This window comes from Actinacidiphila sp. bgisy144, assembly GCF_057708105.1.
Genome location: NZ_JBYIRM010000055.1, coordinates 1 through 20,444, shown reverse-complemented (window position 1 = coordinate 20,444; position 20,444 = coordinate 1). Strand labels below are relative to the sequence as shown.

7 protein-coding genes are annotated in these 20,444 nt (G+C 75.2%); 4 read left to right on the top strand and 3 right to left on the bottom strand.

Annotation, left to right across the window (positions count from 1 at the left end; all coding sequences use genetic code 11):
* Nucleotides 1-85: 85 nt before the first annotated feature.
* The 4 genes from AC3EVP_RS35625 to AC3EVP_RS35610 all read left to right on the top strand — a co-directional run bounded on the left by AC3EVP_RS35625 (nucleotide 86) and on the right by AC3EVP_RS35610 (nucleotide 6,755).
* Complete coding sequence (locus AC3EVP_RS35625; RefSeq protein WP_435137598.1) at nucleotides 86-3,019, top strand: ATP-binding protein; 2,934 nt, start codon at nucleotides 86-88, stop codon at nucleotides 3,017-3,019.
* 170 nt (nucleotides 3,020-3,189) lie between these two features.
* Entirely contained in the window at nucleotides 3,190-3,357 is a 168-nt protein-coding gene (locus tag AC3EVP_RS35620) for a hypothetical protein (RefSeq protein ID WP_435137595.1), read from the top strand.
* Between the two features lie 45 nt (nucleotides 3,358-3,402).
* Nucleotides 3,403-5,391, top strand: coding sequence for a hypothetical protein (locus tag AC3EVP_RS35615; RefSeq protein WP_435137592.1), 1,989 nt, complete (start codon nucleotides 3,403-3,405; stop codon nucleotides 5,389-5,391).
* 2 nt (nucleotides 5,392-5,393) lie between these two features.
* Nucleotides 5,394-6,755 carry a S53 family peptidase gene (locus AC3EVP_RS35610; protein WP_435137589.1) on the top strand — a complete coding sequence of 454 codons (1,362 nt, stop codon included), beginning with the start codon at nucleotides 5,394-5,396 and terminating at the stop codon, nucleotides 6,753-6,755.
* A gap of 81 nt (nucleotides 6,756-6,836) precedes the next feature.
* On the opposite strand, the gene AC3EVP_RS35605 is transcribed toward AC3EVP_RS35610, so the two are convergent.
* The 3 genes from AC3EVP_RS35605 to AC3EVP_RS35595 all read right to left on the bottom strand — a co-directional run.
* Nucleotides 6,837-8,360 carry a long-chain-fatty-acid--CoA ligase gene (locus AC3EVP_RS35605; protein WP_335984182.1) on the bottom strand — a complete coding sequence of 508 codons (1,524 nt, stop codon included), beginning with the start codon at nucleotides 8,358-8,360 and terminating at the stop codon, nucleotides 6,837-6,839.
* 99 nt (nucleotides 8,361-8,459) lie between these two features.
* Entirely contained in the window at nucleotides 8,460-8,741 is a 282-nt protein-coding gene (locus AC3EVP_RS35600; RefSeq protein ID WP_335984181.1) for a hypothetical protein, read from the bottom strand.
* A gap of 20 nt (nucleotides 8,742-8,761) precedes the next feature.
* Nucleotides 8,762-20,444: SDR family NAD(P)-dependent oxidoreductase (locus AC3EVP_RS35595; RefSeq protein WP_435137585.1), on the bottom strand; the 11,683-nt coding region annotated here is incomplete at its 5' end.

Genomic DNA, 20,444 nt, shown 5'->3' with positions numbered 1-20,444 from the left:
TTGCCTGGTCAGCGGGCGCCCGCCGGGACACAATGGGCCGCTGACGCAGGCGGGTGCACGGGGGTCGGTGAGGGGAGGCGGGGCCGTGGCAGCGCGACCGGCGGTCCAGGACGGTACGCCCGCGGTGCGCGGGCCCCGGCTGGTCGGGCGGGCGGCGGAGCTGGAGCGGGCCGTGCGCGGCCTCACCGCCGGGCCCGCGGCCGTCTTCGTCGAGGGCGAGGCGGGCATCGGCAAGACCCGGCTGCTCCAGGAGGTGCTGGAGGCCCTGGAGGCGGCCGGCCCCGGCGCCGCGCCCCGCCCCGGCCGCCCCGGTCGCCCCGGCCGGGTGCTGGTCGCGGGCTGCCCGCCCTTCCGGGAGACCCTCACCCTCGCCCCGGTCGTGGACGCGGCCCGCCAGACCGGCGTCGACGTGGCCGCGCTGGGCCTGTCCCCGCTGGCCGGGGCGCTGCGCCCGCTCTTCCCCGAGTGGGCCGGCGACCTGCCGCCCGCGCCCGAGCGGCTCGACGACGCCGGGGCCGCCCGGCACCGCCTCTTCCGCGCGCTGCGCGAACTCCTCGCCGGGTGCGGCACCGCGGTACTGGCCGTGGAGGACGCGCACTGGGCGGACGCGGCCACCCTCGACTTCCTGCTCTTCCTCGCCACCCGCCCGGCGGCGGAACGCGTCAGCCTGGTGCTGACCTACCGCCCCGAGGACGTGCCGGTCGGCTCCCACCTCCTGCGCCTGGCCGCCAGACCCGCGCCCGGCAGCGTGCACACCCGGATCGTGCTCGCCCCGCTGAGCGTGGCCGAGACCGCGCAGTTCATCTCCTCGATGCTCCACGACGAGCATGTCTCCGACGCGTTCGCCGCCTTCCTGCACCAGCACACCTCGGGTCTGCCGCTCGCCCTGGAGGAGTCCGTACGGCTGCTGGGCGACCGGGCGGACCTGGTGCGCCACGGCGGCGAGTGGCGGCGCCGGACCCTGACCCGGATCGAGGTGCCGCCGACGATCCGCGACGCGGTGCTGGAGCGCGCCGCCCGTCTCGCGCCCGACGACCGCGAGGTGCTGCGCGCCGCCGCCGTCCTCGCGGAGCCGGTGGGGCCCGCGGTGCTGGTGGCCGTGTCGGGGCTGCCGGCCGAGCGGGCCGAAGCCGCGCTGGCCGCGGCCGTACGGGCCAGGGCGCTGGTCGAGGACCCCACCGGGCGGGTGCACTTCCGCCACCTGCTGGCCGGCCGCGCCGTCTACGACGACATCCCCGGCGGGGAGCGGCGCGTGCTGCACCTGCGGGCCGGGCGGGCGCTGGAGAAGCTGTCGCCGGTCCCGATCGCCCAGTTGCCGCGGCACTTCGCGGCGGGCGGCGACACCGGCGCGTGGCGGCGCTACACCGAGCGGGCCGCGGACCTGTCGCTCGCCTCGGGGGACCAGCCGGCGGCGGTGTCGGCGATGCACGCGCTGCTGTCGGCGCCGGGCCTGCCGGCCGGGGACGCCGCCCGGCTGTGCCGGAAGTTCCCCGTCTACGCCTTCTCCGGGTACCTCGCCAGCACCGAACTCCTCGGGGTGCTGCGGTCCCTGCTCGACGGCGACGCCCTGTCGCGGCCCGAACGCGGCGAGATCCGCGCCCAGTTGGGCCGGATGCTGCTCCAGACCGGCCAGTACGCCGCCGGCGCCGCGGAGTTGGAGCGCGCGATCGGCGACCTGGACGACCGGCCGCAGGAGGCCGCCGCGGCGATGAGCGCGCTCAGCCGGCCCGGCGGCGCGGACTGGCCGGTCTCCGCGCACCGGCGGTGGCTGGACAAGTCGGTGGAGCTGGTGGAGGTCAGGGTCCCCGCGCAGGGGCGGTTGACGTTCCGGGTGGACCGGGTGACCGCGCTGCTGGAGATGGGCGACCCCGCCGGGTGGGACGTCGCCGCGGGCGTCCCGGCGGCCGCCGAGCGCCCGGAGGACCTGCTCAGCACCATCCGTGCCGACCTCAACATCGGGGACGCGGCGCTGCGTTGGGGGTTCTACGCGCGGGCGCGGCCGCGGCTGGAGCGGGCCGCGGAGGTCAGCGCGGCGCACGGGTACCTGCGGATGCGGGACATGGCGCTGGTGACGCTGGTCCACCTCGACTGGTACGAGGGCCGCTGGGCGGGGCTGGCCGAGCGGGCGGCGGCGTTCACCCGCATCGAGCAGGAGCCGCTGATGATCCTCGACGGGCTGCTGGTGCTCGCGCTGCTGGGTGCGGCCGGTGCCACCGGGGAGGCGGAACTCGCCGCGGCAGGCGGGCGGTTCGAGCACGTCTCGGCCGAAGCGGCGCGGCGCGGCATGGTGGAGGTGCCGCTGAAGCCGACGGCCGCGCTGGCGGCGATGCGGCTGGCCGAGGGGCGGGTCGAGGAGTGCCTCGCGCTCACCGAGGAGGGGATGCGGGTCGTCACCCGCAAGGGGATCTGGCTGTGGGCCACGGAGATCGCGCCCGTCCGGGTGCGGGCGTTCGTCGCCGCCGGGCGGATCGACGCGGCCGAGGACCTCCTCGCCCGCTACGCGCGGGGCCTGCGCGGGGTGCCCTCCCCCGCGGCCGCCGCCGCGCTGGCCACGTGCGAGGCGTGGGTGGCGGAGGCGCGCGAGCCGGGCGCGCAGGTGGCGGAGCGGTGGGAGGCGGCGGCCGTCGCCTGGGAGCGGCTGCCGCGGCCCTACGAGGCGCTGCTCGCCCGCGAGCGGCGGGCCCTGGCCCTCGGGGCGGCCGACCTGCTCACCGCGGTCGAGGGCGGGTTCCGGGAGCTGGGGGCCCACGAGGACGCGCGGCGGGTGGCCGCGGTGGAGCGGGCCGCTCCGCGCGGGCCGCGGCGCGGCTACGGCGACCGGCTCTCCCCGCGCGAACTGGAGGTCGTACGGCTGATGCTGACCGGGCTGTCCACCCCCGACATCGCCCGCGCCCTGTCCCGTTCCCCCCGCACGGTGGCCGCCCAGCTCAACTCCGCGATGCGCAAGCACCACGTCAGGTCCCGCACCGCCCTGGCCGTGGCGGCCCTCAACGCGGGCATCGCCCCGGCGGAATCCTGACGTAGCGGGCCGGGCGGCTCCCCGGTTTCCCGGCCCACCCGCCCCGAGGGGCCCCGGGGAACTTTAGGTCAGTTGACGGATCGCGAGGGGGGCGCGGGGGTGGTGATACTCGCGTTCGCCCGCTGTGCGGGCGGCATCCGGTTCCGCGACACGTGATGGAGAGCAAAAGGGTGAGCCGTTTCGGTGAGGGCGTCCCGAGGGAGGAGGGGCACCCGGCCGGACCATGCTCCGCGGACGGCGAAGGGCCGGCCGAGGAGGCGCCGCACGTTCCCGAGGAACCGCCCGGGTCGTCCGAGGAGATGGACGACGACCCGTTCACGGGCTACGAGCCCCTGTGACCGGGCGGGTTTCCTGACCCCCAACACCGAAAGGTGAACGTCGAGTTGAAACGACCCATACCCCTGATGGGGCACCGTGGCGGCCGGTTGGCGGCACTCGGGCTGGCCGCCGCGTGCGGGCTGTTCGTGGTGCCCGCGTCGCACGCGGAGGGCACACCGCCGTCCGCTTTCGTCAGGACGGCCGCGGCGCAACAGGCCGCGGCGGGCTGCCGGGTGACCCTGCCGGGCGGGATCGGCGCGACCGTCACCGCGGACGGTGCCCGCCTCACCGACCCGGCCGCGGGCGAGAACCGCACGCTGCTCTCCTTCCGCAGCGGGGGCCACCAGTACCTGGTGCCCGCGAACGCCGCCACCGCGAAGACGGGCCTGGCCCCGTACGACACCACGGCACTGGCCGAACGCACCTGCGGCACCGGCGCGTTCACCCCGAAGGCCGCGACGCCCGCGACGGCGTCCCGGAAGAGCGACGCGTACCGCGTCGGCCGCCTCACGGTGCACCTGGTCGACACGTCCGGGCAGCCCACCACCACGGGCGAGCTGTACCTGATCGACGTGGACCACACCGCGTACGACAACACGGTGTTCAACGTGCCCCGGGGCAGCATGAAGCTCAGCGTGCCCACCGGGCACTACGAGTTGATGTACATCGAGGGCACGCACATCACCATCGCGCCGGACGTCGCGGTGGGCGACGGGACGAGCGTCACCCTGGACGCGCGCACCTCCACGCACACGATCCCGGTGCCGGCCACCCCGCGCCCGGCGACGGTCGCCGGCACCGAGTTCACCCTCTACCGCAGCGACGGCTCGCCCGGCAGCGACACCGGCAGCGTGGCCCTCCAGGTCCTGCACCAGGGCAGCGACCTGTCCGACCTGACGTTCAACACGACCTCGCCGGTCACGCACGGCCGCTTCCAGGCGGTGGTCTCCACGACCCTGACCTCGCCCGCGGACGCCGCGCGGCCGTACACGTACCACCTCGCCGACTCCTATGACCACCTGCCGAGTTCGTATCCGGCGTCGGTCGACGCGAAGTCGCTGGCCACGGTCGAGCACACCTTCTCGGCGCCGACCGGTCCGAGCGGCTGGGACCTGCTCGTCCAGAACGTGACGCCGGTGTGGGCCGCGCGCGCCGGGGTCCAGACAGCCGTCGGGTTCAACTTCCCCACCCCGGGCAGCACGTTGACCGACTACGTGAGTGCGACGCCGGGTCTGACCTGGCGGACGCAACTGGAGGACGAGCAGACCGAGGTCCTGCTCAGCGGCGCGGACACCGCCTACCGCGCCGGCGAGCACCGCTCGGTGCTGTGGGAGGGCGACGCGCCGCAGCCCGGCGTGCAGGTGGACACCGGCCTCGGCGCGGTCAACTGCGGCGCGTGCGCGACGGCGGACACGCTGGTGTTCGGCATCGGCGAGGACGGCGACAGCACACCCGGCACCGTCGGCGTCGGGTACGACGACTCCGGCACGACGACGCTGACCCGCGACGGCACGCTCCAGGCCAGTGGCGACGGCAACCTGTTCGGGGCGAGCGTCGCGGTGCCCGCGGGCAAGGCCACCTACCGGCTGCGCCAGCAGATCACGCGCAGCCACGGCACCCCGACCGCCGGCACCGACACGACCTGGACGTTCACCGCCGACCCGGGCAAGGGCCAAAAGCCGCCGTCCGACGTGGCGACCTGCGACGGCCTGACCACCTCCTGCGCCGCGCTGCCGCTGCTGTTCGCGTCCACCAGCACGGACGCCGACCTCCAGCACCGCCTGACCACGGGCCGGCACACCCTGGACCTGGACGTGGCACGCGAGCAGTACACGACCGGGGGGCAGATCTCCGGCGCGACCGCCCAGGTGTCCTACGACGGCGGCAAGAGCTGGCAGGACCTGCGGGTGACCGGCGGCAAGGGCGCCTACCGGGCCGCGTACACCGTGCCCGCCTCCGCGTCCGGCGGCACCGTGTCGTTCCGGGTCGCGGCGTGGGACCAGCAGGGCGGCCGGATCGACCAGACCCTGTCGAGCGCCTACCAGGTGCGGTGACCGTGACCACCCCGACCTCCCAGGAGTCCTCAGTGATGTCCTCCCGCTTCTTCCGGCCGGTGGCCGGTTCGGTGGCGGTCGCGGCGACCGTCCTCGGCCTGCTCGCGGTCGTCTCCCCGTCCTCCTTCGGCGACGACGCCTCCGGTACGGCGGCCGCCACCGCCCCGGTGTCGGTCTGTTCCGCCCCGCCGCCCGGCCAACTGGCCTGTCAGGCCGAGGTGATGCCGGACACGTCGGTGCCCGGCGCCCGCTCCTTCTCGCCCAAGGCCGACGCCACGCTGCCCGACGGCTACGGCCCGTCCGACCTCCAGTCCGCCTACCACATCGCCTCCGACGTGGCCGCGCACGCGGGCAAGGGCCGCACCGTCGCGATCGTCGACGCCTACGACGCGCCGACCGTCGAGGCCGACCTCGCCGTCTACCGCGCGACGTACGGCCTGCCGGCCTGCACCACCGCCAACGGCTGCTTCCGCAAGGTCAACCAGAACGGCGACGCTGCGCCGCTGCCCCCGGTCGACGTGAGCTGGGCGGTGGAGATCAGCCTCGACGTGGAGGCCGTCTCGGCGGCCTGCCCCGACTGCAACATCCTGCTGGTCGAGGGCGACGCGGCCGGTGCGATCCAGCTGGCGACCGCCGAGGACACCGCGGTACGGCTCGGCGCGAGCGCCGTCTCCAACAGCTACAGCGCGCCGGAGAGCACCCAGTGGGACGGCGCCGTCATCGGGGCGGACGGGCGGCCCACGACCGTCGGCTCCTACGCGCACCCGGGCGTGCCCATCCTGGCCGCGTCGGGTGACAACGGCTACCAGCTCGACGCGCCCTACCCGGCCGACCTCACCTCGGTCATCGCGGTCGGCGGCACCTCGCTGACCCGCAGCGACACCTCCCGGGGCTGGACGGAGACCGCGTGGGGGCCGACCCAGCGGCCCTCGGGCGCCGGCGCGTCCTGCTCCGCCCACGTCGACAAGCCGTCCTGGCAGCACGACACCGCCTGCCCCGGCCGGACCGTCTCGGACGTCTCCGCGGTCGCCGACCCGTACACCGGGCTGGCGATCTACGACAGCACGCCCGACCTGGCTGACGGCCTGCCCGGCGGCTGGCTGCACGCCGGCGGCACCAGCGCGGCCACCCCGCTGGTGGCGGCGATGTACGTGATGGCCGGCCCCGCCGCGGGCATCAAGGACGCCTCGGGCCTGTACGCGCACCGCGACCTGCTCAACGACGCGGCGGGCGGGGCGAGCGCCAGCATCCCCGGCAACGGCCAGGAGTGCCCCACCACCAGCTACCTGTGCACCTCGCTGCCGGGCTACGACGGCCCGACGGGGCTCGGTACGCCGAACGGCCTGGCGGCGCTGAAGTTCTGACCCAGGCGCTGAGCACCGCACATACGACTGCCCCGGCCGCGATGCACGTGGCCGGGGCAGTTCGCAAGAACTGACGATTCGTCAGCTGCGGGCGGCGGCCGCCCGCAGCTCGCGCTTGAGGATCTTGCCGGCCCCCGACATCGGGAACTGCGCCACGACCTCCAGGCTGCGCGGGCACTTGTACCCGGCGATCTCCTGCCGGCAGAACGCCTGCAACTCCTCCACGGTGAGGGTGGCGCCCGGCGCGAGGGTGACCACCGCGTGCACCCGCTCGCCCCACCGGTCGTCGGGCAGGCCGATCACCGCGACCTGCGCGACCGCGGGGTGCTTGGCGACGACGTTCTCCACCTCGGTCGAGTACACGTTCTCGCCGCCGCTGACGATCATGTCCTTGAGCCGGTCCACGACGTAGACGTAGCCGCGTTCGTCCATGGTGCCGACGTCGCCGGTGTGCATCCAGCCGTCCCGGACCGCCGCCGCGGTCTCCTCCGGCTTGTTCCAGTAGCCGAGCATCACGTGGTCGCCCTTGGCGACGATCTCGCCGACGGTGCCGGGCGGCACCTCGTTGCCCTTCTCGTCCACGATCCGCACCAGCGCGTAGGGCGCGGCCTGGCCGACCGAGCGGCGCAGCACGGGGTCGTCGTGGTCGGCGTCGAGCAGCAGCGTCGTGGACGGCGACAGCTCCGTCATGCCGTACACCTGGAGGAACTTCGCGGACGGGAAGGCGGCACGGGCGCGGGTGAGCAGCGTCTCGGAGATCGGGGACGCCCCGTAGGCGAGGAGTTCCAGGCTGCTGAGGTCGTAGTTGCCCGCTTCGGGGTGGCTGACGACGGCCTGGATCATCGCCGGTACCAGCAGGGTCTGCTTGGCGCGGTGCTCCTGGACGGTGCGCAGTATCCCGACCGGGTCGAAGAGGGCGACCGGCACCGTGGTCATGTCGGCCAGCATGCCGACGATCCAGAACGCGAACCCGGCCAGGTGGAAGGCGGGCGCGGCCAGCACGGAGGTGCCGCCGCGCGGGAGCTTGGTGTGCAGCAGCGTGCCCAGGGCGGTGATGTGCAGCTGGCGGTGGCTGAGCATGACGCCCTTGGGTACGCCGGTGGTGCCGCCGGTGTAGAAGATGCCCGCCATCTCGTCGCCCTGCCGGTGCACGTCGTCCACCGGTTCGGCGGCCAGCAGGTCGGCGAGCGGCACCAGCCCGTCGGGGGTGGGGGCGTCGCCGCAGTGCACGACCGTCCGCAGGCCCGGCACCTTCGCGCGCAGCTCGGGCACCATCGGCAGGAACGGGTCGTCGACGAACAGGACGGCGGTACCGGCGTCCGTGAGGGCGTAGGCGTGCTCGGCGGCGCTCCAGCGGGTGTTGAGCGGCACGATGGCCGCGTCCGCCCAGGCGGTCGCGAGGGTGACCTGGCAGAACCGGTCGGTGTTCAGCGACAGCAGGCCCACCCGGTCGTCCTTGCGCACGCCGAGCCCGAGCAGGCCGCCCGCCAGGCGCGCCACCGCATCGTACGTCTGGCGGGAGGTGAGGGTGCGCGCGCCGAACACGGTGAACGGCACGTCGGGCGACTGCCGTACGGCGCGGTGCAGCGATTGGGTGAGGTACATGGGCCGCCCTTCGTGGCGTCGTTCTCGGTATCTCGTGCGGACCGTCCGCCGGTCCGGCGGGCACCCGCGCCGCGCGTCAGGTGCCCGCCATGGGGGCTGCTACTTGCGCTTGCCGGAGAAGTTGAACGTCATGAAGGCCGCCTTCACCTTGCCGCTCATCGTGTCCCCGTCGACGGTGCCGGTCGTCTTGACCTTGATCTTGGCCGGGGAGGTCAGCTTGGCGGTGTAGCTGAAATCCGCGCCGTCGACCTTGCCGTCGTCGATCGGCGTGCCGTCGAAGGTCCCGGTGAGGGTGGTGCCGTCGGTGCTGAGGACCAGGTCGGCCTGCTTGTCACCGGTCGGACCCTGGTACGTGATCGCCCACGTGCCGTCGAGTGCCATGTTCGTTCCTCCTGTTGTCGTCACTTTTCTTCGGAACCGGTCTTCTTCGCCGAACCCGTCCGCTTCGCAGCAGCGGTCTTCTTCGCAGAAGCGGTCTTCTTCGCCGCGGCGGCCTTCTTGGCGGCAGCACCCTTCTTCGCGGCAGCGGCCTTCTTCGGGGTGTCGGTCTTCTTCGGGGTGCCGCTCTTCGCGGGGGTGCCGCTCTTCGCGGGGGCACCGGCCTTCGCGGGGGCGCCGGCCTTCTTCTTCGCGCCGGTCCCTTCGGGTGTCCGCTCCGCCGTGAGCCACCGCTCGGTCGCCTCGGCCGTCAGCGCGGACTCCGTCTCGATGAGCGAGAAGTGGTCGGCGGCGATCTCCACCTGGCCGTCGCAGACGTTCCACGCCGGCCAGTCGGAGCCGTCGTCGGCCAGGTTCCCGCTCCCGTCGCCGAAGCCGGCGGCGGCCGCGGCCAGCGGTCGGCCGGCGCGGATCAGCAGGCTGGGCGCGGTGATCTGGTCGGGGCGGCGTTCGGCGAGCAGGCGCACATAGGTGCCCATCGCCAGCCAGCTGCCGTCGTCGATCACGGTGGCGCCGTGGCCGCGGTCGAGGATCTCCGCCATCACCTGGGAGAAGACCCCCAGGATCTGCTTCTCGTCGGTCGGCGTGGGCGTGTCGAGCATCACCACCCCGGCCGGTCCCGACCCGTCGCCGGCCGCTTCGAGCCGGGCGGCGACGGAGTGCGCCAGGACACCGCCGATCGAGTAGCCGACCAGGACGAAGGGCGCGTCGCCCACCGCCCGCCGGATCGCCTGGACCATCACGTCGATCGCGGCGCTCCAGGACCCCGGTCCGGCGTCCGTGCCGTGGAACCCGGGCAGCGTGCAGGCGAAGACGTCCCGCTTGCCCTCGAAGGCGTCGGCGAACCGCATGAACTGGTGCGGGCCGGAGCCGGGCATGAAGGACGGCACGCAGACCAGCGCGGGCTGTCCGTCGCCCGAGGCGAGCTTGACCACGTATCCGGCGCTGTCCGGCAGTTCGGACGGGCCGAACGCGGGCTTGAACCGCGACGCCTCGGTGAGCATCGGCAGCGCCTCGACCAGCGACTGCGTCGCGTGGGCGTGGTGGATCAGCGCGCTGAAGGTGCCGTTGCCGTCATGGTGACCGGTGCCGGTGGCGCCGGCGGCCGCCGGGTGTGCCCCGCCGGTGGCGGACCCGGCCGCCTCGGCCTGCGCCGCGGTCAGGCTGAGCAGCAGCTCGGCGACGGCCGTGGGGTCCGGGTGGTCGAAGACCAGCGTCGTGGGCAACCGCAGCCCGGTCGCCTGGGTGAGCCGGTTGCGCAGCTCGACGGCGGCCAGCGAGTCGAAGCCGAGCTCGCGGAACCCACGGCCGGGGTCGACCGCTTCGGGCGACGGGTGGCCGAGCACCGCAGCGACGTGCGAGCGGACCAACTCCAGTGCGGCGCCCGCGCGTTCGCCCTCGGCAACCGCGGCCAGCCGCCGCACCGGGGTCCCGGCGGCCGCCGGGGTGCGGCGGGCCGGGGCGCCGGCCAGCCCCGCCAGCAGCGGCGGCAGCAGCCCGCCGCCGGCCTGGACCCGCAGCGCGGCCAGGTCGAACCGGGCCGGCACCATCAGCGGCCGGCCGTGCCGCCTGCCCTGCTCGAACAGGTCCAGGGCCAGCGGCGCGGGCATCGGCCGCACCCCCTGCCGGGCGAGCCGGGCCAGCGCCGCCTCGTCCAGGCCCCCGGCCATCCCGGTCTCCTCGGCCCACAGGCCCCACGCCAGCGACACCGCCGGGCGCCCTTCGGCCCGCCGCCGCGCGGCAAGGGCGTCCAGGACGGCGTTGGCCGCCGCGTAGTTGCCCTGGCCCGAACTGCCGATCAGGCCCGCGGCGGAGGAGAACAGGACGAACGAGCCCACGTCCGTGCCCGCCGTCAACTCGTCCAGCAGCAGGGCCGCGTCGACCTTCGGCCGCAGCACCCGGTCCAGCTGCTCCGGGGTCAGCGAGGTCACCACCCCGTCGTCCAGCACACCGGCCGCGTGCACGACCCCGGCCAGCGGGACCTCCAACGAGCCGAGCAGCGCCGCCAGTTGCTCCCGGTCCGCCACGTCGCAGGCCGCCACCCGCACCCGGGCGCCGGCGGCTTCCAGCTCCGCCGCCAACTCGGCCGCGCCCGGCGCCTCCAGGCCCCGGCGCGAGGCCAGCACCAGGTGGCGGACGCCGCCCTCGGTCGCCAAGTGGCGTGCCACCAGGGCCCCCAGGCCACCGGTGCCGCCGGTCACCAGCACCGCGCCGTCCGCGTCGAACGGCCCCGGCACGGTGAGCACCACCTTGCCGGTGTTGCGGCCCTCGCGCAGGAACCGGAACGCCTCCTGGCCGTCGCGTACGTCCCAGGTGCGGACCGGCGCGTGCGACAGGACGCCGCGCGCGAACAGGTCCAGCACCTCGACCAGCATCTCCTGGATGTGCTCGGGACCGGCCTCGAAGGCGTCGAACGCCCGGTACACCACGCCCGGCCGGGCATCGGCCACCGCCTGCGGGTCGCGGACGTCGGCCTTGCCCATCTCCAGGAACCGGCCGCCGCGCGGCATCAGGCCGAGCGACGCGTCGATGTACTCCCCGGCCAGCGCGTTGAGGACCACGTCCACGCCCTCGCCGCCGGTCGCCCGGGCGAAGGTCTCGGCGAAGGCCAGGTCCCGGGAGGACGCGATCCGTTCGGCCGGCACCCCCAGCGCTTGTACGGCCGCCCACTTGGCGGGGCTCGCGGTCGCGTAGACCTCCGCGCCCAGCCGCCTGGCCAGCTGCACCGCGGCCATGCCGACGCCGCCGGCCGCCGCGTGGATCAGCACCCGCTCACCGGCGGTGAGCCGGCCCAGCTCCACCAGGCCGTAGTACGCGGTCAGGTACACCACCGGTACGGCGGCGGCTTGTTCGAACGTCCAGCCCGCGGGCATCGGCGCGACCATCCGCCGGTCGGTGACCGCCGTCGTGCCGAACGACTCGGGGATCAGGCCGAGCACCCGGTCGCCGGGGGCCAGGTCGGTGACATCCGAACCGGTCTCCAGGACGACGCCCGCCGCCTCGCTGCCCAGCGGCGCGTCGCCCGGGTAGAGGCCGAGCGCGATGAGCACGTCGCGGAAGTTCAGGCCCGCGGCGCGTACCGCGACCCGCACCTCGCGGGCGCCCAGCGGCCGGTCGGCGCCGGACGGCACCAGGGACAGGCCCTCCAGCGAGCCCTTGGCGACCGAGGCCAGCGTCCACGGGCCCTGTTGGGGCGCCGCCGGTGCGGCCGCGCGGGCCAGCCTGGGGGCGAGCACCTGCCCGCCGCGCAGGGCGACCTGCGGCTCGCTGCCGCCGGCGAGCGCGGCCCAGTCCGGTGCGGAGCCGCCGTCGTCCGCGGCCGTGTCCGGGTCGAGGTCCACCAGCGCGAACCGTCCGGGGTGCTCCGACTGCGCGCTGCGCAGCAGGCCCCACACCGGCGCCTGACGGAGGTCGGGCGCCTCGTCGCCGACGGCGACGCCGCCGCGGGTGGCCACCACGAGCCTGGCCGCGGCCAGTTGCCCGCTCAGCTCCCCGCCGAGCCAGCGCTGCACCAGGGCCAGGGTGTCCGCCGTGGCAGCCCGAACCGCGTCGGCGTCCACGCCGGCCGTGCTTCCGGCCAGGCTTCCGGCGGTGCTTCCCGCGGTGCTTTGGGACGGCGCCACGACCGCGGTCACGACCGCCTCGGGCACCGGCGCTCCGGCGGCCAGGGCCGCTTCGAGGGCGGCGAGGTCGGCGTAGCGCTCCCCGCTGCCCGGCAGGTCGCCGAGGACCGCCACCCGGGCCGCCGGGGCCGCAGCGGCGACCGCGGTCCAGTCGACGGTGAACAGCGAGCCGTCACCCGGCCGCCGGGCCCCCGCGAGCTGCGCCGGGTCCACCGGGCGGGCGGTGAACTCCCGCACCGTGGCGACGGGCCGGCCGTCCTCGTCGGCGATGTCGATCCGGGTCGCGGCCGGCCCCTCCGCCCCGGCCGGGGTGATCCTGACCCGTATCCGCGCCGCGCCGCGCTGCTCCAGCCGGACGCCGGACCAGGAGAACGGCAGCTCGACGGCCGCGTCCTCGGCACGGTCGAGCAGTCCGCCGTGCAGGGCCGCGTCGAGCAGCGCCGGGTGTATCCCGAACTGCTGGGCGGCACCGGCCTCTTCGTCGGGCAGGACCACGTCGGCGTAGACCTGGCCGCCCGCGCGCCATGCCGCCCGCAGCCCCTGGAAGACCGGCCCGTAGGTGTAACCGGCCGCCTCCAGCCGCTCGTAGAGGCCGTCGACCGGCACCGCGACGGCGCCCGGCGGCGGCCACTCGGCCGGGAACGGCGCCGCGGCCGTGTCCTCGGCCGCCGCCGCCAGCTTGCCGCGGGCGTGGCAGGTCGCCTCGGGGCGCTCGGTGCCCTCCGCGGCCTGCGGGCGGGTGTAGATCGCGAGCGCCCGGTGGCCGTTCTCGTCCGGCTCGGCCACGGTGACCTGCAACTGGACGGCCTCCCCGGCCGGCAGGGCCAGCGGCGCCTGGAGGATCAGCTCCTCCACCACCGGCGCGTCGACCTGCTGCCCGGCGGCCAGGGCCAGTTCGGTCAGGGCCGCACCGGGCACCAGCACCGTGCCGAGCACCGTGTGGTCGGCCAGCCACGGCTGCGCCGCGAGGGACAGCCGGCCGGTGAGCAGCCACTCGTCCCGGTCGCCGACCTGGACCGCCGCGACCACCAGCGGGTGGTCGAGCCCGGCCTGCCCGGCCGCGGCCGCGTCACCGGCCACCGCACGCGGCAGCAGCCAGTAGTGCTCGTGCTGGAAGGCGTACGTCGGCAGGGACACGGTCTTCGCGCCGGTCCCGGCGTAGAACGCCGCCCAGTCCACGGTGATCCCGGCGGTGTGCGCCTGCCCGAGGAACGCGGCGAACGCGTCCGGCTCACCCTGCTTCGCCCGCAGCGCGGGCACCACCAGCGCCTCGGACTCCGCCTCATCCAGCACCTGACGGGCCAGGGCGGTCAGTGAACCGTCCGGGCCCAGCTCCAGGAAGCGGGTGACGCCGAGGTCGGCGAGCGCGGTGATGCCGTCCGCGAACCGGACCGCCTCCCGCGCGTGCCGCACCCAGTAGCCGGGGTCGGCGAGCTCACCGGAAGTCGTCACCGCACCCGTCAGGTTCGAGACCACCGGGAGGGACGGCTCCGCGAAACTCAACCCCGCCGCGACCGAGGCGAACTCGTCGAGCATCGGCTCCATGAGCGCCGAGTGGAACGCGTGCGACACCCGCAGCCTCGTCGTCTTACGGTCCTGCCACTGCGGGAGTTGGAGCCACTCGTCCAGGGCGTCCAGTTCACCCGAGACGACCACCGCCCGAGGGCCGTTCACGGCCGCGATCGACAGCCGGTCGGTGAACCCCTCCAGCGCGTCCAGGACTTCCTGCTCGCTGGCCTGCACCGCCGCCATCCCGCCACCCGCAGGCAGCGCACTCATCAACCGACCCCGAGCCGCCACCAAAGCGGAAGCGTCCTTGAGCGACAGCACCCCGGACACGTGAGCCGCCGCGATCTCACCCACCGAGTGGCCGACCAGGAAGTCCGGCCGCACACCCAGCGACTCCACCAGCCGGAACAACGCGACCTCGATCGCGAACAACCCCGCCTGCGTGAACTGCGTATCGTCCAGCAGCGCCGCCTCCGCCGAACCCGCCTCCGCGGCAAGGACGTCCGTCAACGGCCGTTCCAGCAACGGATCGAGTTCCGCCCGCACCTCCGCCAACGCCCGCGCGAACACCGGGAACGCCTCGGCGAGTTCCGCCCCCATCCGCGCCCGCTGCGCACCCTGACCCGAGAACACGAACGCCGTCTTCCCCGAGTCCGCCCGGCCCTGCACCACACCCGCACCCGGCTGACCCGACGCCAGCGCCACCAACCCCGCCAGCAGACCGTCCCGATCAGCCGCCGACACCGCCGCCCGGTGCTCCAGGTGCGCCCGGGTCGTCGCCGCGGACAACCCGAGGTCCAGCAGCCCGACTTCCGGCCGCGCGAGCAGGAACTCCCGCAGCCGGCCCGCCTGGGCCCGCAGCGCCGCCTCGTCCTTCGCCGACACCACCACCGGCACCGCCGGTCGGGACTCCTGGACCGCCGGAGCGGCCTCCTTCGGAGCGGGTGCCTCCTCAATGATCATGTGGGCGTTGGTGCCGGAGACGCCGAAGGAGGACACGGCCGCGCGGCGCGGACGCCCCGGGTCGGTCCACGGCCGGGCCTCCGTGAGCAGCTTGACCGCGCCTGAGGTCCAGTCCACGTGCGGGCTGGGCCGGTCGGCGTGCAGGGTGGCCGGGAGCTGCTGGTGCCGCAGCGCCTGCACCATCTTGATCACCCCGGCCACGCCCGAAGCCGCAGACGAGTGGCCGATGTTGGACTTGATCGACCCGAGCCACAGCGGCCGGTCCTCGGCGCGCCCCTGGCCGTAGGTCGCCAGCAGCGCCTGCGCCTCGATCGGGTCGCCCAGTTTCGTGCCCGTGCCGTGGCCCTCGACCGCGTCGACCTGGTCCGGCCGCAGCCCCGCCGAAGCCAGCGCCGCCCGGATCACCCGCTCCTGAGCCGGGCCGCTCGGCGCGGTCAGGCCGTTGGACGCGCCGTCCTGGTTGACGGCGCTGCCGCGGATCACCGCCAGCACCTTGTGCCCGAGCCGCTTCGCGTCCGACAGCCGCTCCATCACCACCAGGCCGGCGCCGTCGGAGAAGCCGGTGCCGTCGGCGCCGTCGGCGTAGGACTTGCAGCGGCCGTCGGGCGACAGGCCGCGCTGCCGGGAGAACTCCACCAGCAGGAACGGCCCGGACATCACCGTCACGCCGCCGGCCAGGGCGAGCGAGCACTCGCCGTTGCGCAGCGCCTGCGCCGCCAGGTGCATCGCCACCAGGGACGAGGAGCACGCGGTGTCCACGGAGACCGCGGGGCCCTGGAAGCCGAAGGTGTAGCTCAGCCGGCCGGCGATGACACTCGTGGTGGTGCCGGTCAGCCGGAACCCTTCGAGGTCGGGTGTCGCCCCGCCAGCGTACTCGGACGCGACCGCGCCGGTGAACACGCCGGTGTCGCTGCCGCGCAGGGAGCCGGGATCGATCCCGGCGTCCTCCAGCGCCTCCCACGCGCCTTCGAGCAGCAGCCGCTGCTGCGGGTCCATCGCCAGCGCCTCACGCGGGCTGATCCCGAAGAACCCCGCGTCGAAGTCACCCGCGCCGTCCAGGTAGCCGCCCCCGCGCGTGTACACGGTGCCGGTCCGGTCGGGGTCCGGGTCGTACAGCCGCTCCAGGTCCCAGCCGCGGTCCCCGGGCAGCCCCGATATCGCGTCCCGGCCGGAAGCGACCAGGTCCCACAGGCCCTCGGGCGAGTTCGCGCCGCCCGGGTAGCGGCAGGCCATGCCGACGATCGCCAGCGGCTCGTCCGCGTCGGCCCGTCGCCGGGCCGGGGTGCGGGTGGCCGGTGTCTTCGCGGCACCCTCGTCCGTACCCGACACCTGCGTCACCAGGAAGCGCGCCACCGCCAGGGAGGTCGGGTGGTCGAAGACCAGGGTCGCGGGCAGCTTGAGGCCCGTGGCCTGAGCGAGCCGGTTGCGCAGCTCGACCGAGGAGAGCGAGTCGAAGCCCTGCTCCTTGAACGCCCGCCCCGCGTCGACCGCCGAGGCCGACGCGTGCCCGAGCACCGCCGCCACCTGCGCGGTCACCAGGTCCAGCGTCACGCGCTCCCACTGCTCGCGGTCCACGCCGGACAGCCGTGCGGCGAGCGAACCGCCCCCGCCGGCCTTGGCCGTACGCCCAGGGGTGCGGACGAGTCCGGCCAGCAGCGGCACCGCGGTGCCCGCCCGCGCCTGCTCCCGCAGCGCCACCAGGTCCAGCAGCACCGGCGCGACCAGCGCCGCGTCCACCTTCTGGGCCGCGTCCAGCAGTTCGAGCCCCAACTCCGACGGCAGCGGCTGCACACCCATCCGGTTCAGCCGCGTCAACTGTCCGGCGTCCAGTTCCCCGGTCATCCCGGTCTCGGCCGCCCACAGGCCCCACGCCAGCGACACCGCCGGCCGCCCTTCGGCCCGCCGCCGCGCCGCCAGCGCGTCCAACCCGGCGTTCGCCGCAGCGTAGTTGCCCTGACCGGCACTCCCGATCAACGCCGCCACCGAGGAGAACAACACAAACGACTGCACGTCCAAGCCGGTGGTCAACTCATCGAGCAGCAGCGCCGATTCGAGCTTCGGCCGGACCACCCGCTCAAGCTGCTCCGGCGTCATCGACGCCAGCAGACCGTCGTCCAGCACGCCCGCCGCGTGGATCACCCCGCTGAGCGGGACCTCCAACGAACCGAGCAGGGCCGTCAGTTGCTCCCGGTCCGCCACGTCGCAGGCCGCGACCCGCACCCGGGCGCCGGCGGCTTCCAGCTCCGCCGCCAACTCGGCCGCGCCCGGCGCCTCCAGGCCCCGGCGCGAGGCCAGCACCAGGTGCCGGACACCGCCCTCCGTCGCCAAGTGCCGTGCCACCAAAGCACCCAGACCCCCGGTACCGCCGGTCACCAGCACCGCGTGCTCGGGGTTCGGGGGCTGCGGGACGGTGAGCACGATCTTGCCGGTGTTGCGGCCCTCGCGCAGGAAGCGGAACGCCTCCGCGTACCGCCGGATGTCCCACGTGCGGACCGGCGCGTGCGACAGGACGCCGCGCGCGAACAGGTCCACGATCTCGCCGAGCATCTCCCCCAGCCGCTCGGGGCTGACCTCGAACAGGTCGAACGGCCGGTACGCGACCCCCGGGTGGGCCGCCGCCACCTCCTGCGGGTCGCGGATGTCCGCCTTGCCCATCTCCAGGAACCGGCCGCCGCGCGGCAGCAGCCCCAGCGAGGCGTCCACGAACTCGCCGGCCAGGGCGTCCAGGACGACGTCCACGCCTTCGCCGCCGGTCGCCCGGGCGAAGGTCTCGGCGAAGACAAGGTCGCGGGAGGACGCGATCCGCTCGGGCGGCACCCCGAGGGCCCGCACAGCGGGCCACTTCGCGGGGCTGGCGGTCGCGTAGACCTCAGCGCCCAGGTGCGTGGCGACCTGGACCGCGGCCATGCCGACCCCGCCCGCCGCGGAGTGGATCAGCACCTTTTCCCCGGCCCTCAGCCCGGCCAGGTGCACCAGGCCGTAGTACGCGGTCAGGTACACCACCGGTACGGCGGCGGCCTGTTCGTACGTCCACGCGTCGGGGATCGGCGCGACCAGCCGCCGGTCCACGATCACGACGGGGCCGAAGGTGTCGGCGGTCAGGCCCATCACCCGGTCGCCGGGCGCCAGGTCGGTGACGCCCGGGCCGGTCTCCAGCACAGTGCCGGCGGCCTCACTGCCGAGCGTGGCGTCACCGGGGTAGAGGCCGAGCGTGATCAGCACGTCGCGGAAGTTCAGGCCCGCGGCGCGCACCGCCATCCGGATCTCGCCCGCCGCCAGCGGGCGGTCGGTGTCGGCCGGCACCAGCGCCAGGCCCTCCAGCGAGCCCTTCGTGACCGCCTGGAGCAGCCACGGCCCCTCGGCGGGCGCCGCCGAGGCGGTCGCCCGGGCCAGCTTGGGCGCCAGCACCCGCCCGCCGCGCACCGCGACCTGCGCCTCGCCCAGGCCGGCGAGCGCCGCCCAGTCCGGCGCGGAGCCCTCCTCGTCCGCGGCCGTGTCCGGGTCGAGGTCCACCAGCGCGAACCGGTCCAGGTGCTCGGACTGCGCACTGCGGACCAGGCCCCACGCGGCAGCCGCCGCCACGTCCGGCGCCTCACCGGCCGTCGAGACCGCGCCCCGGGTCACCAGCACCAACCGCGCCTCGGTCAGCGCCTCGGCGGCCAGCCACTCCTGCACCAGCTCCAGCGTCCGCGCCGTCGCCGTACGGACCGATGCGACGGTGTCCGCCGTGTCGCCGTCGGGGCCGCCCGCGGACGGCACCTCGGTCACCACCGCGTCCGGCACCGGCGCGCCCGCGGCCACCGCCGCGACCAGCGCGGCCAGGTCCGCGTACGGCCCGTCCGCGCCGAGCACCGCGACGTTCGCCGCGGCCGTGCCGCCCGCCGCCGCGACCTCGGTCCAGTCGACCGTGAACAGCGACCCGTCGGCCGGCTGCCCGGCGCCCGCCAACTGCGTCTGGTCCACCGGCCGGGACGCGAGTTCCCGGACGGACGCGATCGGCTCGCCGCTCTCGTCCGTGATGTCGATCCGGGTCGTGGACGGCCCGGCCGGGGTGATGCGGACCCGGGCCCGCGCCGTGCCGGTCCGGTCCAGCCGCACCCCGGACCAGGAGAACGGCAGCTCGACCGCCGACGTCACGCCCCGGTCCAGCAGCCCGCCGTGCAGGGCCGCGTCCAGCAGCGCCGGGTGTATCCCGAACTGCTGGGCGGCACCGGCCTCTTCGGGCAGCACCAGCTCGGCGTAGACGTCCTCGCCGTCGCGCCAGGCCGCCTGGAGCGCCTGGAAGGACGGGCCGTACTCGTAGCCCGCGTCGGCCAGCCGGTCGTACAGGCCCTCGACCTCGACCGGCTCCGCGCCCGCCGGCGGCCACTCGGCCGGGAACGCCGGCGCGAGCAGCCCGGCCTCCTCGGCGAGCACACCGCGCGCGTGGCAGGTCATCACGTCCGCCGCGTTCGGGTCGTCCTGCGCCGCACGGGTGCGGGTGTAGACCGCGACGTCCCGGCGGCCGTCGTGGCCCGGTTCGCCGACCATGACCTGCAACGGCACCGCCTCGTGGGCCGGCACCGGCAGCGGGACCTGGAGCACCAGCTCGTCCACCACCGGGCAGCCCACCTGCCGGCCGGCCGCCAGGGCCAGTTCCACCAGGGCCGCCCCGGGCGCGATCACCGCGCCGACGACGACATGGTCCCCGCTCCAGGGCTGCACGTCCTGCGACAGCCGCCCGGTGAACAGCCACTGGCCCTGGTCGCCGACCGGGACCGCAGCGGTGAGCAGCGGGTGGTCCAGCCGGCCCAGCCCGGCAGCCGCGGGGTCGCCCGCGCCCACCAGCGAGGTCAGCCAGTAGCGCTCGTGCTGGAAGGCGTACGTCGGCAGGGGCACCGTGCGTGCGCCGGTTCCGGCGTAGAACGCCGCCCAATCGACAGCGATCCCGGCGGTGTGGGCCTGCCCGAGGAACGCGGCGAACGCGTCCGGCTCGCCCTGCTTGGCCCGCAGCGCCGGCACCACCAGCGCCTCGGTCTCCGTCTCGTCCAGCACCTGACGGGCCAGCGCCGTCAGCGAACCGTCCGGGCCCAACTCAAGGAAGCGGGTGACGCCGAGGTCGGCCAGCGCGGTGATGCCGTCGGCGAACCGGACCGCCTCCCGCGCGTGCCGCACCCAATAGGCAGGGTCGGCGAGCTCACCGGAAGTCGTCACCGCACCCGTCAGGTTCGAGACCACCGGGAGGGACGGCTCCGCGAAACTCAACCCCGCCGCGACCGAGGCGAACTCGTCGAGCATCGGCTCCATGAGCGCCGAGTGGAACGCGTGCGACACCCGCAGCCTCGTCGTCTTACGGTCCTGCCACTGCGGGAGTTGGAGCCACTCGTCCAGGGCGTCCAGTTCACCCGAGACGACCACCGCCCGAGGGCCGTTCACCGCCGCAATGGACAGCCGGTCGGTGAACCCCTCCAGCGCGTCCAGGACCTCCTGCTCGCTGGCCTGCACCGCCGCCATCCCGCCACCCGCAGGCAGCGCACTCATCAACCGACCCCGAGCCGCCACCAAAGCAGCC